This is a genomic window from Pseudoalteromonas sp. BSi20652 (assembly GCF_000239855.1).
GTDB lineage: Bacteria > Pseudomonadota > Gammaproteobacteria > Enterobacterales > Alteromonadaceae > Pseudoalteromonas.
The window spans coordinates 1-15,400 of sequence record NZ_BADT01000120.1; the positions used below are offsets into that span (position 1 = coordinate 1).

Here is a 15,400-nt window from a genome sequence, read left to right on the forward strand (position 1 = left end):
TCTTTTAAATACCACTTACTTTAAATTAAAAGCCAGTATTAAAACTCCCTATTTTTATTATTGTTTATCGCCTTCTTAGATGCACAACAATGTGCTTATAAACTTAGTTTGTGCCCAGAGTAACCTTATTAGTGATGGTTAATATTAATCTGCAGTAATGCTTAGTTAATTTAAGGGATTAAACCTGACGCTAGGGTGTTAAAAATTCTTATATAGAACAACTAAATAACGAATTCTTTCCTAGTTATCGACATGATTTTTCACCTCAAAATAGACAACTTATTAAAGCGAATTGGTTTAATAACTCTTTATATTTTCGTATTAAAGTGTTTATGGCTCCAAAATAAAATGCTTACTAAAGCTGTTTTAGTTCTAAGTAGTAAAAAACTTTTTGCTTAATAGTTATTCAGCAACGACTGGACTAATTTTTTATTGATTTTTAAGTAATTGTAGCTAGTAGACAAGGTCGAATGAGTAGGTAATAATAAACATTATATTAACTTTAATACACCGGTGTTAATCGAGATGCCCAGAGGTTTAAGTGATGTCTCAAAGAAGTAAGTGGGCACTAGCTATTGTATTAGGGCTCTTAGGTGGTTTTGCTAACCTTTCGCCATTGTATTTTTTCGACAGTTCAGAATTTTTATTTGGTCAAGCCTTTGTTCTGTGCAGCTTAGTATTTACCGGATTACGTTACTCCTGCCTTAGTTTAGCCATTGTTTCAGGTTTTTTGTTTTACAGGTGGGGCCATTGTTGGCCGAGTATTGTGTATTTACTCGAGCTTATGTGGCTTTATACATTTTGTTTAAGGCGCTCTAAACCCATACTTCCTTTAGGGACTGTATTTTGGTTTTTGGTTGGCTTACCCATAGTATCTGTGATTGGGTATGTTGTGCTCAACTTACCTTGGCTAACACTGGTTGTTGCTGTTTCTAAGTATTTAATTAATGCACTAATAAGCTTGGCATTAGTCGATTTAATTAGTGTATTTATGCCTTATGCGAGCCGTGCTTATCAAGGCCAGCCTCTTGCACGCATTTTGAGTTATGTTGTCAGTGTTATTATTATTTTGGTTGTACTGCTCACCAGTGTGTTTTTGGTAAATGATCATTACTCGCGTTTAGAATATGAAGTTAACGCACAGCTTAAAGAGAAAGCTGAATCCATAAGTACACAACTTAATGATTACTTACAGTTTCATAAAAATGCTGTTGTGATGAGCAGTGATGCTATAAGTGCCGGATTGCTACCCCAGCAACAACTTAAACGCTTAATGGTTTTGTATCCTGGCTTTACAACCAGTTTATATGCTAATCCAAATGGTTTAGTTGAAACAAGCGTGCCTCAGGCACTTTTAAAAGGGTTAAGTGAGTCGCAACGTTATGTTAATGACCGCCCTTATTTTTCGAAAGCGCTTGAATATCCTCAGGGTTATAGCAGTGGTGTTTTTCAGGGTAGAGGACTAGGGAATGAACCTATTGTTGCGTTATCTGCACCTATATATCGTGATAATAAATTTTATGGTGTAGTTGAGGGGTCTTTAAAATTAGACCGTTTAGAGCGCTTTGTTCCTAATTTGTTTGAGTATAAAGGACAATTAATTGTTTTAGATGATCAGCAGAACGTTGTATACAGTTCTTTGGCGCAATTTCAAATACTGAGTGACTTTAAGGATCATGGTTTTACAACGTTTAATCTTGGAGATAATAAGATTTTTCGCTCCAATGATAACGAGATTTATCACAGTTATCAGTATGAAGACCCTCAAAGTGAATGGCGGGTTATAACATTTTATAACCGCAAGCACTTAAGTAAAGTGGTGGCAACAGCATGGTTACCTACCTTATTGTCGAGCTTAATTTTAATAATACTTGTTGTGATGTTTATTCATCAATTAGCTAATTTGTTGGTACAACCGATTATAGGTTTAACTCACCTGATGCATGGTTTTAGTAAAACCAAGAAACAAAAATTTAATACAGAGTCTAGCTGGTATGAAGTACTGCAGTTACAGCAGCAGTTTGAAATGCTTGGCACCGCTTTAAATCACTCAATAGAAAACTTGCAAGCCTCGAATATCAAAAACCAAGATCTCAATAGGCAATTAAGTCATTTTAATCAGCAATTAGAAGTTAAAGTAGCGGAACAAACAACGGAGCTTACTAAGGCGGTTAAGCGTGCTAATGAGGCTAATTTAGCTAAGTCACAGTTTTTAGCCAATATGAGTCATGAGTTACGTACCCCAATGAACGGTATATTGGGAATGGGAGAGGTATTGCTTCGGGATGAAACTTTAACTAGTGATCAAAGAGAGTTGCTTAATACACAACAAAAAAGCGCAACAAACTTGTTAAATATTTTAAATGATATTTTAGATTTTTCTAAGATAGAAGCTAATGCAATGCAAATTAGTCCGCGTGCTACTAATGTAGAGCCATTTATCGAAAACGTACAATCCTTGTTTACCCCGATCATAAACTCCGACGAGGTTGAATTTATAGTTGAGCGAGGTGCCCGTTTACCACAATGTATAAAAGTGGATGACTTACGCTTAAATCAAGTCATTATTAATTTACTCTCTAATGCTCATAAGTTTACTAAAGAAGGTTTTGTTCGTGTGTCGTTTGATTATTACGATCAAAAGACTAAAAGTGAGTGTTGCTGATAGCGGTATTGGTATTGCCAAAGAGCAACAAACATTTTTATTTAGTGAGTTTACACAGGCTGATGCAAGTGTTGCGCGTAAATATGGTGGCACAGGCCTTGGCTTGGCTATTTCGCAGGGCTTAATTAGAAAAATGCAGGGGGAAATACAACTACAAAGTGAAGCAGGTAAAGGCTGCACTGTTTCATTTGATATTAGTGCCCCTGAAGCCATTTACACCAAGCTGACTCCCGCTGTGTTTGAAGATAAAACAATGGCTATAGTAGGTAAAAAAATATTACTCGTAGAAGATAATTTTATAAACCGACAAGTTATTGCAAAAATGCTTGAGCCGAGTAAAGTTGTAATAACGGTGGCTGAAGATGGGCTTGAAGCACTTAATATACTAAAAAACAAATCGTTTGACCTAATTCTTATGGATTGTCAAATGCCTAATATGGATGGCTACGAATGTACCAAATACATTAGGGAGAATGAGCGTAAAAATGGCACCCATGTGCCAATTATTGCTATTACAGCTAATGCCTACGAAGACGATAAGCAGCGATGTTTAAATGTGGGTATGGATGACTTTGTATCAAAACCAATTAGTAGCCACGATTTATACACCGTTATCGGTAATGTTTTGAGTTAAACTTTGCCTTTAAATTCGTATATACATTTAGCATTAGTGTTATTGCAACAATGCAGTACTCGCTGCGCATAGAGCTATTAAAGTGGCATGCCAGTGAGTATGATTGCTTTGTTTTTTACCCTCATGGCTAACATCCATGTAAGAATAAGTAAAAACCGAGTAAAGCTTCCGCGTCCTGCTCACCCCTTTACCTACATCCATGTAGTAGACAACAAAGAGTAAATAGCGGCTAGGAAGAACCCTTTGGGCAGCGCCTGTTTGGTATTAATGCTACGTTATCGCCCATTTATGGGGAATACCATACTGCATAGGCTCTGCCTTGCCTAAATGCCAAACAGACTGCTGTAAATTTAGCTTTTAAAGATCAACAGATCCTAATAATGTAGAATTTATAATTTGTAGAGATATTTTCGCAAGAATTTATAGATAACACTACTGATAATTGTTATCATTTTTATTATGTTTTTTGTTGCTCCGGATTATAATGTTTAACTCTCGTTATTTGCCTTTTAGTATTACTGCCGCGTTGTCTGTTTTTTCTCATCTATCTTACGCCCAGCAAAATGAAAATATAGAAACTATTGAAGTAACAGGGCGAGCTCAACAGTTTTATTTAGAAACTCAAAGTAAAATTGGTACAAAGACTAATTTAGATCTTATTAAGCTTCCTCAGTCTGCTCAGGTGTTAACAGAGCAGCTTATTATTGATCAAGCTGCACGAGATATTACCGACCTATACCGCTCTATTGCTGGGGTTAGCGAGTACAGCTACTCAGGCGTTACATTTCGTGGTTTTAGGGATGACGAAAATGTATTTTATGATGGAGTACGTGGTGACCCATATTCGGGCTTTGGTGTGCCGCAGTTATTTAATGTTGAACGTGTTGAAGTATTAAAAGGGCCAGCCTCTGCTTTGTATGGCGGTGGCGAACCCGGTGGCATGATTAATTACGTAACCAAAAAGCCAAGCTACACACAAAAACGCGAATTAAAACTCACACTGGGTAATTTTAATACCCGTGGTGCATCACTCGATATGACGGGTGGTTTAAGCGATACAATGGCTTACAGGCTAGGGGGGTTTTATGAAAAGCAAGACAGCTTTCGTAATAACGCAGACTCAGCTAATACCGAACTAACAGGTGGATTGTTATTTGATTTAAGTGATTCAACAACCCTAACCACAAGTATTGACTACATAAAACAAGACCTAGGCGGAAACCGCCTACGTGGCGTACCGGTAGATGATAATGGCAACTTTCTTATAGACCCTTCTTATAACGCCAATGAGTCATTTGACTATCAAGATATGGAAGCTTGGGTACTTCAAGCAGAACTTAGCCATTATTTTAGTGATGATTTTTCTCTAAGTACTACGTTTCGCTACATGGATAACGAGCGAGACCAGGCCTACCATGAGTCTCAAAGCTGGGTAGATGTAAACGGTGATGGCGTTGCCAATATTGACGATGAAACTATTAAGCGTGAATACCGTAAGCAATTTCGTGCCAATAAAGAGGCAAGTGTAACCACCGATTTTGTTTATAATTTTGGACAAGGACAATTAGCCCATCAGTTTTTATTTGGTGGTGATTACCACACCGTTGATACCGAATATGACTACTTACGTGCCCGATATGAGGCCGATGGCGTCGCTAATTTAAATATTTTTAATTTAAACTACGGTGAAACCGATCCAAGTACTTATAACCTCACCGACATGAACCGCGATGGCGTCGATACCGACCGATTTGGTATATACGTTCAAGATGTAATTAGCATAGGCGAGCAATGGGCCGTAATTGCAGGCTTACGCTACGATTATTTTAAAGAACTAAATAAAGAAACGGGTTTTAGTTACTCTGATAACGGTGTTACGCCTCGTGTTGCTGTTACTTATCAACCTGTCGAAAATACATCGGTATATATTAATTACTCTGAAAGCTTTAATCCAACATCGTCGGGCGATCAAGAAGATGTGGTAGGCGAAGGTAACTTAGACCCAGAAACAGGTAAGCAAACCGAGCTGGGTATGAAAAACCAATGGCTTGACGGCAAAATAATGAGCACGTTTGCAGTTTATCAAATTAATAAACAAAATGTGGTAATGAGCAACCCTGACGATACCGGAGTGGGTGATGGTATTACTGCACTTTTAAATATAGGTGAGGTAGAAAGCCGAGGGTTTGAAACGACGTTAGTAGGTGATCTATCTGAGTATTGGACAATAACAGCTAACTACGCATATAACGATACAGTCGTGGTTGAAGGTGCATTAGGCGAGATTTTTTCAGATACATTTGGTGATGGCTCGCGCTTTGCTAATGCACCACGTCACCAAGCGGGTTTATGGTCACGCTTCTGGCTAGATTCGATTAATTCATCAATAGCTTTTGGTGCTAACTATGTTAGTGAGCAAGTGAGCTCCGATGGTCAAAAAGTAAAACCATTTACTGTATTTGATATGAGCTGGACGAGTCGCTTTGACGACGTATTACTGAGTGTAAATATTAATAACTTGTTTGATAAAGAATATGCGGTTAGTGGATTTAGTGAGCGAAACGGCCACTTTCCTGGCAGCCCTCGTGAGATTGTTGGGCAAATAACCTACAAGTTTTAATACTTATTAGCGCGAGGGTCACTCGCGCTTTGTTTTAGTATCGTCTTGCACCTTTTTATCGCTATTAAATTTAGCGGATTCTTGAGTAGTGTTAATAGCCGTAATAGGGAAGGGAATAACAATGCCTTCTTTTTTATAGCGTTTATGCAGGGCTTTTATAAAAGCAGATTTAACCCAAAAGCGATTAAAGTATTCTTTAGCTCTAAGCATTACCGTAAAGTTAATACTTGAGCTGTCAAACGTATGATAAACCACAAACGTGTTGTAATCATCTACACCCCATTCGTGAGATATCAGTATTTCACGGGCTACTTCAAGTGTTACTTGCTCAACAAATTCTAAATCTGAATCGTAATGCACGCTTACATCAACTGGTACACTTAACTCTTTTTCAGGGTAAAAATAATTAATAATACGCGATTTAGATAATTGGCTATTAGGTATAATAATCATATTATTGGGCAACATTTTAACCCATGTTGACCGCCAACCTATATGCTCAACAAAGCCTTGCTCTTTTGATTCAAGCTCAATAAAGTCACCCACCCGAATGGGTTTATCAATTACCAATTGTACTCCCGAGAAAAAGTTTTCAAGAGTCGGTTGAAGGGCTAGCGCAACTGCCAAAGACGTAATACCTAACGAGGCGATAATAGGAGTAATAGAAATACCCAGTGTACCCATAAGTACTAGTAAACCCACTGAAAATAACGTGACGCGTATGACCCCTTTTATAATGCTTTTCGAATTAAAAATAACAGGGGATTGTTTACTGTAGTAGTTAACTGTTCCCATAATAAAGCGATCTAAAAATAATATAATTGCTAGTAGAGCCAGCACAATATTAATACTATTAAAGGGAATATGTTGCGATATTGAAGCACTAATCACTAATGTATCGTGCTCTAAAATGGTGAGCAGCACAATAAGTGTGCAAAGTGTTAAGGGTTTGGATATTGATTCAATGAGCAGAGTATCAAATATAAAAGAGGTTTTTGAGGTCCATTTTTGCAACCAATGCATGACAAAAAATCGAATAAAAACAAGTGATATAGCTAAAATAACAAGATAAAAAATAGCTCCTAGCCAAGGGTTACTGTTAAAAATTTCTAGTGTACTTTTTAGCATAACTCAAACTCAAACAATATAATTACATATATTGCAGCAAGTTATGTACCTTTTTTAAGATGAAGTGCATGCCGAGTATAACTCGGCAACAAGCGTTATACTTTTTTAGCTAACCACATACCGCCAAGTACGGCTGCAAAGAACAACCAAAATTCCATTTTAAGAGAGACGAGTTGAACAAGCCCTGGACCTGGGCATATACCACTTAACCCCCATCCTAAACCAAACAGTACAGAGCCGATTACTAATTTACTGTCGATTTTTTTTAAATCGCTTAAAGTAAACTTTTCTGCAAAAAGCGGCTTCTCTTTTTTAGCGACCCACTGCCACGTCAGCATCATTATTAGCATAGCAACAGCCATCACTATAATTAAACTTCCATCCCACTGGTTTCCAAAAGTAAGAAAATTAAGTACTTTATCAGGGTTTGTCATGCCACTAACAATAAGTCCCAAGCCAAATATAAATCCTAAAATAACAATGGTAAATGCTTTCATTTATTTACCCTACAAGGTTTGCAGTTATTATAGCAACGGCCATAAATGTGCATGTTGAAACCCAAGATCGGGTAGAAAAGCGCGACATACCACATACACCATGACCGCTTGTACAGCCATTAGCAAGCGTTGTGCCTGCACCAACCAAAAGCCCTGCAACAATAATAAGCCATGGGGGTAAGTGCAATTCGCCCTCTAATAAAGAAGGTGCAAATACCTGTACAGTTATACCCGCTAAAAACAAACCGATGATAAAATAGATCTTCCAGCGAGAGCCTGAATTTGTTTTGGTAAAAATAGATTTAACAACGCCCGATATTCCCGCTATTTTTCCGTATAAAACAAGTAATAGCGCACAGGCTATACCTATTAAAGCACCACCTATAGCCGCAGCTACCGGCGAAAATTCTGTTACCATTTTTTAAATTCCCCACACAACAGAAACACCTAAACCAGACTGTTCCATTTCAATTGATAACGCTTGGTTTGGCGCTAAAAAATTAGCACCGGCCACCTCTTTTGCTGGCGAGTAAAAAGCCATTGCGTTTAATTGTACCTTGTTACTAAATGAATGGCTAAAGCCTGTTGTAAAATGCCATTCTTGTACGCCCGGTGCTAGAATATTAAATAACACTTCAGATGATGGAATAGGTTGCTCGGTGTAAGAAATACCAAAGCGGATTTTTTGTTGCACCGTACGTTGCCATTGGTAGCCGAGTTTATAAATGGTCATGTCGTCCCAACCAAATCCAGCACCACCGTCAGCGCCTAGCGGTGCTGACATTAAGTTATTTATTGGATTTGCTATGCTTTTTACTTCACCGTAATTTATTTTTTGCCAATCAAATACAATTTCATTGTTTGGCGTAACTTTAAAAGCGGCACCAATTTGAATCGAGCTTGGCAGGTCAAACCCACCTTGCTCTGCAAATAAACCACGGTAACTATCAAATTCTTGCATTGAAACCGCAGAGCGGTAACTAGCTCCCCAGCTGAGTGACGAGTTAATTGTTTGGTTTATACCTAATTGAATACCTACCCCAGTACTTGTATCCGTTCCATTATCAGACAAATCTTGTGGCGATTGCGAAAAAAGCGCAAAACTACTCAGACCTTGCGCTTCAAACTGTTGAACTACGTAAATTGGCGATACACCAATACGTGTTTGTTCATTAAACTGATAGCTTACTGTAGGGCTAATAAATAACTGTTTTAAATCTACGCCAGCAGTGCCTGCGTAAAATGTACCGTCAGGGGCTGTACCTGCATTATATTCGGTATTCATGCCGCCATTGCCGTACACTAAAAGACCAATATTTACTTGTTCATTAAGCTGATGACCAATGGCAAATTCAGGAATAGTAAATAAAGTGTTATCACTTTTTTGTGTTTTTGCTTCAAGATAAAGTGCATTTGGGAAAAAATTATCTACTGTTGATGCCGTGTATTTACGATCAGGTGAAAACAGCTCCAAGCCTAAAGAAAATTGGGTACCATCAACTAAAAGATTTGCTGGATTATTTGCGCCCGACATTAGCTCTTCAGATAGTGCTACACCAGCGCCAGCCATGCCTTTGTGGGTCATGCCATAGCCATGGGTAAAATAACCATTGGTTGCAAACGCACTAAATGATCCTAAGGCGCATGTTAACGCTAAACTTGATACTAACTGCTTTTTCATTTAAGTAGACACTACACTGTTGAATTGAAGAGGGCGGACAATAGCGAATTTTTTATATTTCAAAAAGGAATTAAAATAGATTACATATAGTAAAAAGGAATAGATGAAGTGATCGGCTGCTTAAACGTTAAACGCGCTATTTTAGCTGTGTTTAAACGCTAGCATTAATTAAAACAGATGTGATGCAAGAGAAAAAGCGGTGATATATTTCACCGCTTTTAAATAGGGTTTTATTACATAGATTCGAGCGTTTTACCGCGCGTTTCTTTAATATATTTAACAACAAAAAATATACTTATAAGTGCCGATAACGCATAAAAGCCATAAGCACCAGCAAGGCCGATATTGGCAAGCATAATAGGGAAGGTCATGGTAATGGCAAAGTTAGCAATCCACTGTGCGCTTGCTGCAACAGCAAGCGCCGCGCCGCGAATACGGTTATTAAACATTTCGCCTAATAATACCCATACAATTGGGCCCCAACTTAAGCCAAAAAATACCACAAATAAGTTAGCCATAATAAGCGCAAACGTACCCATGTTATCGCTAAGGGCAAGTTTGCCTGCTTCATCAAGGCCCGCACTGCCAAATATATAGGTCAGTGCGCTTAGACTGATAAACATACCAATACTGCCTACTAGTAGCAGTGGTTTACGGCCAACTTTGTCAACTAGGGCAATGGCAATAAAGGTGGATACAATATTAGTAGTACCTGCGAGTACATTTATAAATAGCGATTGCGACTCGTCAAACCCAGCGGCTTGCCAAAGCTCAGAGCCGTAATAAAACACCACATTAATACCTACAAATTGCTGAAATACGCTCAACGCCACACCCACCCAAACAATCGGGTGTACCTTTTTACTGCCATCAATAAATAAATCACGAATACTTGGCTTTGTATTGCTATGCAAGGAGCGTTTAATATCGCTTATTTGCGCATCAACGTTGTCGTTCGATATTTTACTAAATACCGCTTTAGCATCGTTTACTTTACCTTGCGCCACTAAATAACGAGGCGACTCCGGAATAAACAATACACCGACTAAAAACAGTACCGCAGGCACAAGCTCTGCCCAAAACATCCAGCGCCAAGCGGCTATATCAAGCATTAAAATATTTTGCGCGCTGCCTGCTGCATCAGCAATTAAATAGTTACTTAAAAACGCAGCAAATAAACCCAGTACAATAGCGAGTTGTTGTAGTGTAGCTAAACGGCCACGTAGTGCCGGTGGTGCAACCTCAGCAATGTAAGCTGGCGCCAATACCGATGCAGCACCAATGCCTAAACCACCAAATAAGCGGTAAAAAATAAACTCCGCAGAGCTTTCGCTAATGCCTGAGCCAAATGCACTAATGGCAAAAATAATAGCGGTGATGATCATAATTGCACGGCGACCAAACTTATCAGCCAGCGGCCCCGCAGCCAGCGCACCTAGGGCGCAGCCAAGTAACACAGACGCTACATTAAAGCCCGTAGCTACACTGCTTGAATTAAATGCATTACCGAGTGCCGACACCGTGCCGTTAATAACGCCCGAGTCAAAACCAAATAAAAAGCCACCAATAGCAGCAACGGCAGAGATAAAAATTACGTAAAAAAGAGAGGTGTTTTCAGCTGTGTTGGCCAAGTGGGAAGGCGGTGTGTGCGTTGTCATAATATGCCCTGAAAGTTAATTTAAATTTAAAGGAGCATAATATCGTAAAGCGCTATGGTTGAATATGCTTGTGCGGGTATAAAGGGTTTGGCGAGTATAAATTGAGCCATTTTTAAAGGCTTTAATTTAAAGGTATTAGCTTACCGGCGTTACTTTAAAATTAAGTTACTGCCTTTTTAGATAACACAGACTGAATTTTAATAAATAATATGCTTTGTATAGGAAGTGCCTGTTGGAACAATATTACTGATCTGTACCTTTAAGTGTGCTTTTGCAATTACATAAATTGATTGGAAGTTAGGTAATTGTTTACAAGTCATTATTTGGTGGTTAAGGTAAATGCATTGAATATAGGAACATTGTCGGTTTATAAAACGACAAATATCGTCGATTAAGTTGTTATGTTTACTTCAAGCTTAGAGTGTTAATGGAATATTTATGCCAATAAAAAAATGGATTGTTCAATACGCTATAGCTCTACCAATTATTTTTTCTCTGTTGACAGGCGTTCAATACTTAAAAGGCAGAAGTCTAGAATACTCTATTGAATTCGGTATTTTGTGGGCCTTAGTATCGGTAACCATTTTTGCTATTAGGCGTTTCTACAATTATCGCAAAAATATTAATTGTGCTGTATGTAATGATATACCTAATAACAATCAAGATTCTGGTGGTAGGTAAACATAATAAGTAACAGTTGGCTACGTTTCGCTTCGCTACACAGTTTAGCCAACCATTACTTAGCCTGTTATCTAAACGTTAGTTTTCAAATAAACTTATGGAGTCAATTTTGAGGTTATTTTGTCTTATTTTAATCATGTTCGTATCTGGATGTGCAAGTATTTATGGGATTACTGGTGCTGATGAAGGAAAAAGAGTCGGCAACTCCTTTAAGTACAATATTATCCATCCGGGCTTGGGTGTAACAATCATTGAACCATATAGTGAAAAATTAATTCCTATAGAAACTATTGGTAAAAGTTCTCCCTCTCCCTTAAACCATACGATAAAATTTGGGACTTCCGAAAATATGCATACGCTAAAGATCGTTGGGAAGTATGAGAAGGACTTGTATCTTGATGATGCATACTATGGTTCTATCTGGAATGGAGATGTACTTGTAAAAAATGGAGTACTATTTATTAATGGTAAAATTGCCGAAAAAATTGAAAACTAACAAGGCAAGTCATCGGAAAAACACTTGCTGGCTGCGCCAGAGCGCTCGCGTTTCCAGCTGCGTGGGACGTTATAAGCACGGATGGATATGAGAGCACTTTATCTACTTTTAATTTTAGTTTCTATAAATATAAGTGCTGATGCTTACTTTCCCAGCTGCTTTGAGTCCTCAACTTTTGAGAGATATGGGAAAAAGCTATTTATTACACCAGATGATTTGTTAAACCGTCCTAATTGGGACTTAGGTGATGGCGAACCACCAATATCAATTGGTAATGCAACAGAAAAAGTTATGTCATTTCTTCGTGATAAATACAGTGTTGAAGACGTGATATTTGCATTTGTTCACCTAAAGAGCCAAGTTTGTTTAATAGACCAGAAAATGCAAATAGTTTGGTTTTACGTTTTCGCTGCTGACTCACCAATTAGTCTTGTTGGTATCTCAATAACTGGACGATTGATTGAGGCCTAGAATGACATTTAAAAGAATATTTTTAGCGCTATTCATAGTGCTAAATCCTCCCCAGTCTCTGCCTCACACATCAAAGCTCTCAAAGTACTCTTTTTGCAATTTTATAGTAAGCGCTTTAGGGCGAATGCCTTGTACTAGGCTGTATACTTCTTCTTTTGTGTAACCTGCCGAATTTAAAATAAGCGCAGCGACCAACCCTGTGCGGCCGGTGCCGCCTTTGCAATGTATGGCAATGGTCTGCTTTTGTAATATGGCGTGTAGTATGTCGGTTTTGTGCGTGTTCCAGCTTGATGTAAAAGGCTGTTTTGGTGCTTCGTCGTCATTTATAGGTAAATGAAACCACGTTATACCGTGCTTTTTGCACTCACTATTAATTGTTTCTACATTGTTTTTTTCAAGCTCCTTTTGAGGCATAAGTGAAAGCAGCATGTGAGTGCCAGCAGCTTTTAATGTATTGATTGAATCCGCTAGGTTTTGTGTTTTTGTACCAGGGCAAGGCGTAAAAATAATATTTGCGCCGTTATTAAGCGATAAAACATCGTATGGGTGCGCGCTCATGGTAAGTCCTTTATTTTTAATGAATTTACTTTTATACGCTTACTATAGCGTGTTTTAGTTACAAGTTTAAGATTGAATAATAAGCGCAAATACTAGATACTGTTTTTATATACAGTTGTGGCGATATTATGAAAAAAGAATTACCAGCAAAATACTATTTAGCGCATTTTAGAGAGCTTATTGAGTTTGTAACAAGTAAATGTATGCATTTACTTGAGCCCAAACACAGCGAATTTATTAGTAAAATTAATCAGCTAGATGAGCAAAGCCAGTGCATGTTGGCGCGGGTGTACTCACGCAAGCCTTATTTAGTGCAGGCGCAATCGCTCAATTATGAAGAAATAACATCGCCGCATCAGGCCATTTATACGCTAAAAAAAGCCGATATTTTATTTGAGCCAAACAAACAGCATTATGCACAGCTTTTAGGGCACTTAACCAAGCCGGCCTTGGTTGAGTTACTAAGTAATTACGACGAGCAAATAAGCTTTAAAAAGAGCGCCGCTAAAGGCGCGCTGGTGGATGTTGCGCGTGAGTTTTTTAAAGCATGCCCACAAGAGCTTGCGCCACTTTATAGCCAGTATGTAATTAATAACCGCAGTGATTACTACGAGTATTTTGAATTTTTATTTGCAGGCAAATTAAGCAGCGGTGATGTGAATCATCAAAATCGTTTTATCATGCGAGACTTAGGCTTAACCGCTACGCGCGAAGGGCACAGCGAGAGCTTGTCACGCTTTGAAACACTTGACGAAGCGCAATCAAACTATTTGCTAAACCGTTACCGGTTAGCATTTAAAAATATAACAGATGAGAGCGACTATGCTGCTTTAGCATCGCAGGTTTTAGTGCAAGCTGCACATGGTGCAATTGCCGTTGCATTAAAAAATAAATTATTAGTTAGGCTTTATAGGCAGCTAAAAGCAGTTGATAGCGAACTTGCTTTTAGCTTACTTGAAGGGTGCGTAGATGATAGCGAAGCACAAGAAATTCAAATAAGAGAGCAATACAGGCTTGGCAATAAAGAGTGGGTAAAAGCACGATTAGAAGCCATTATCGAAAACCCGCTCACCGACGATTTACTGTATTTTGCTGACGATTTTTTAATGCGTAAGTTTAATAAAAACACACGTTCGCGCTTAAGTGCCATGCTTGCCAACACCCAATGCGTGCTAGAAATAGATGAACTGTACCGAGGTGAAGTAGAGCAGGGCGTAAACGATTATTATACTCGCCAAGGTATGGCTGTATTTAATACCGAAAACACGCTTTGGCAAAGTTTGTTTGGTTTAGTATTTTGGCATGAGTTATTTGTGGATTCGCCTTATCCGCCATGCAATGAGTTTGATATTTATCCACAAGTATTAAGGCTTGGTAATTTTTATGAAGCGCAGCAAACACAAATAAATGAGCGCTTAGCACAGTGCCAAACGTCGCAAGCATTGCTTAATTTAGTATGCAAAAATGCAGCGCAATACTTTGATCAACCTAACGGTTTGTTTAGGTGGCGCAGCAATTTATTAGAGCCACTAGAAGCGCTTATTTTAAACAGCCCTATTAAGGCGCTAATTGCGCACTTAACAGCCATGAGCAAACATTATTTACAGCTAAAAGACGGCTACCCCGACTTAATGGTCATTAATAATGGCCAAGTACATTTTGAAGAGGTAAAAGCTCCAGGCGATAAGCTTAGACGCAACCAACTAACCACCATTGATAATTTAAAAAATGTGGGCTTTACAGTACACATTGCCGCGGTGAAATGGTTTGTAGATCCTAACCGTATTTACAGCGTAGTAGATATCGAAACCACCGGCGGTTTAAAAGGCGGTAACCGTATTACCGAAATTGGCCTTGTAAAAGTGCAGCACGGTAAAGTAATTGATACGTGGACAAGCTTAGTTAACCCCGAGCGACATATACCTGGGTTTATAACGTCATTAACCGGTATTAGTGACAGCATGGTTTACAACGCCCCTGTATTTGCCGAAATAGCACCGCTATTGTTAAATAAACTCGCAGGCAGTATTTTTGTAGCCCATAACGTTAATTTTGATTACGGCTTTATTAAAAAAGAGTGCGAGGTTGCAGGGCACTTTTTTAAAATGCCTAAGCTGTGCACTGTGGTTGAGTCGCGTAAAGCATTTAAAGGATTAAAGTCGTATTCACTTGGTAACCTTAGTGCGCATTTTAATTTAAATTTAACCAGCCATCACCGCGCACTTGCCGATGCAACTGCAACAGCAGAGTTGTTATTACTTATTCAGCAATCAAAGAATCATTGATTTAGCTCAGTGGCATAAATACAACG

11 protein-coding genes and 1 pseudogene are annotated in these 15,400 nt (G+C 38.5%); 6 read left to right on the plus strand and 6 right to left on the minus strand.

What is annotated here, in order from left to right; all coding sequences use genetic code 11:
* Positions 1-541: 541 nt before the first annotated feature.
* Both P20652_RS18245 and P20652_RS08150 read left to right on the plus strand, forming a co-directional pair.
* Positions 542-3,299, plus strand: a pseudogene (locus P20652_RS18245) (response regulator).
* 484 nt (positions 3,300-3,783) lie between these two features.
* Positions 3,784-5,919: a TonB-dependent siderophore receptor gene (locus tag P20652_RS08150; RefSeq protein ID WP_008169244.1), complete on the plus strand. Its 2,136-nt coding sequence runs from the start codon at positions 3,784-3,786 to the stop codon at positions 5,917-5,919.
* 18 nt (positions 5,920-5,937) lie between these two features.
* Here the strand turns inward: P20652_RS08150 and P20652_RS08145 are convergent, their stop codons facing one another.
* The 5 genes from P20652_RS08145 to P20652_RS08125 form a co-directional block, all read right to left on the minus strand.
* A complete protein-coding gene (locus P20652_RS08145; RefSeq protein WP_008169247.1) occupies positions 5,938-7,047 on the minus strand; it encodes a mechanosensitive ion channel family protein in 1,110 nt (369 codons plus the stop codon).
* A gap of 95 nt (positions 7,048-7,142) precedes the next feature.
* A complete protein-coding gene (locus P20652_RS08140) occupies positions 7,143-7,544 on the minus strand; it encodes a DUF6691 family protein (protein WP_008169248.1) in 402 nt (133 codons plus the stop codon).
* Between the two features lie 4 nt (positions 7,545-7,548).
* A complete protein-coding gene (locus tag P20652_RS08135; protein ID WP_008169249.1) occupies positions 7,549-7,962 on the minus strand; it encodes a YeeE/YedE family protein in 414 nt (137 codons plus the stop codon).
* A gap of 3 nt (positions 7,963-7,965) precedes the next feature.
* Positions 7,966-9,225, minus strand: a complete 1,260-nt coding sequence (locus P20652_RS08130) for an OmpP1/FadL family transporter (protein ID WP_008169250.1) — start codon at positions 9,223-9,225, stop codon at positions 7,966-7,968.
* Positions 9,226-9,458: 233 nt separating this feature from the next.
* Complete coding sequence (locus P20652_RS08125; RefSeq protein ID WP_008169252.1) at positions 9,459-10,883, minus strand: sugar porter family MFS transporter; 1,425 nt, start codon at positions 10,881-10,883, stop codon at positions 9,459-9,461.
* A gap of 438 nt (positions 10,884-11,321) precedes the next feature.
* Here P20652_RS08125 and P20652_RS18250 point away from each other — a divergent pair, with 438 nt between their 5' ends.
* From P20652_RS18250 to P20652_RS18260, 3 genes are all read left to right on the plus strand, one after another.
* Complete coding sequence (locus tag P20652_RS18250) at positions 11,322-11,564, plus strand: hypothetical protein (protein WP_024599791.1); 243 nt, start codon at positions 11,322-11,324, stop codon at positions 11,562-11,564.
* Between the two features lie 109 nt (positions 11,565-11,673).
* A complete protein-coding gene (locus P20652_RS18255) occupies positions 11,674-12,060 on the plus strand; it encodes a hypothetical protein (RefSeq protein ID WP_226929071.1) in 387 nt (128 codons plus the stop codon).
* Between the two features lie 87 nt (positions 12,061-12,147).
* Positions 12,148-12,531, plus strand: coding sequence for a hypothetical protein (locus tag P20652_RS18260; protein WP_139048223.1), 384 nt, complete (start codon positions 12,148-12,150; stop codon positions 12,529-12,531).
* 63 nt (positions 12,532-12,594) lie between these two features.
* On the opposite strand, the gene P20652_RS08120 is transcribed toward P20652_RS18260, so the two are convergent.
* Positions 12,595-13,089 carry a dual specificity protein phosphatase family protein gene (locus P20652_RS08120; RefSeq protein ID WP_008169258.1) on the minus strand — a complete coding sequence of 165 codons (495 nt, stop codon included), beginning with the start codon at positions 13,087-13,089 and terminating at the stop codon, positions 12,595-12,597.
* A gap of 128 nt (positions 13,090-13,217) precedes the next feature.
* On the opposite strand from P20652_RS08120, the gene P20652_RS08115 reads away from it, so the two are divergent.
* Positions 13,218-15,374 carry an exonuclease domain-containing protein gene (locus P20652_RS08115; RefSeq protein ID WP_008169260.1) on the plus strand — a complete coding sequence of 719 codons (2,157 nt, stop codon included), beginning with the start codon at positions 13,218-13,220 and terminating at the stop codon, positions 15,372-15,374.
* Positions 15,375-15,400 lie beyond the last annotated feature (26 nt).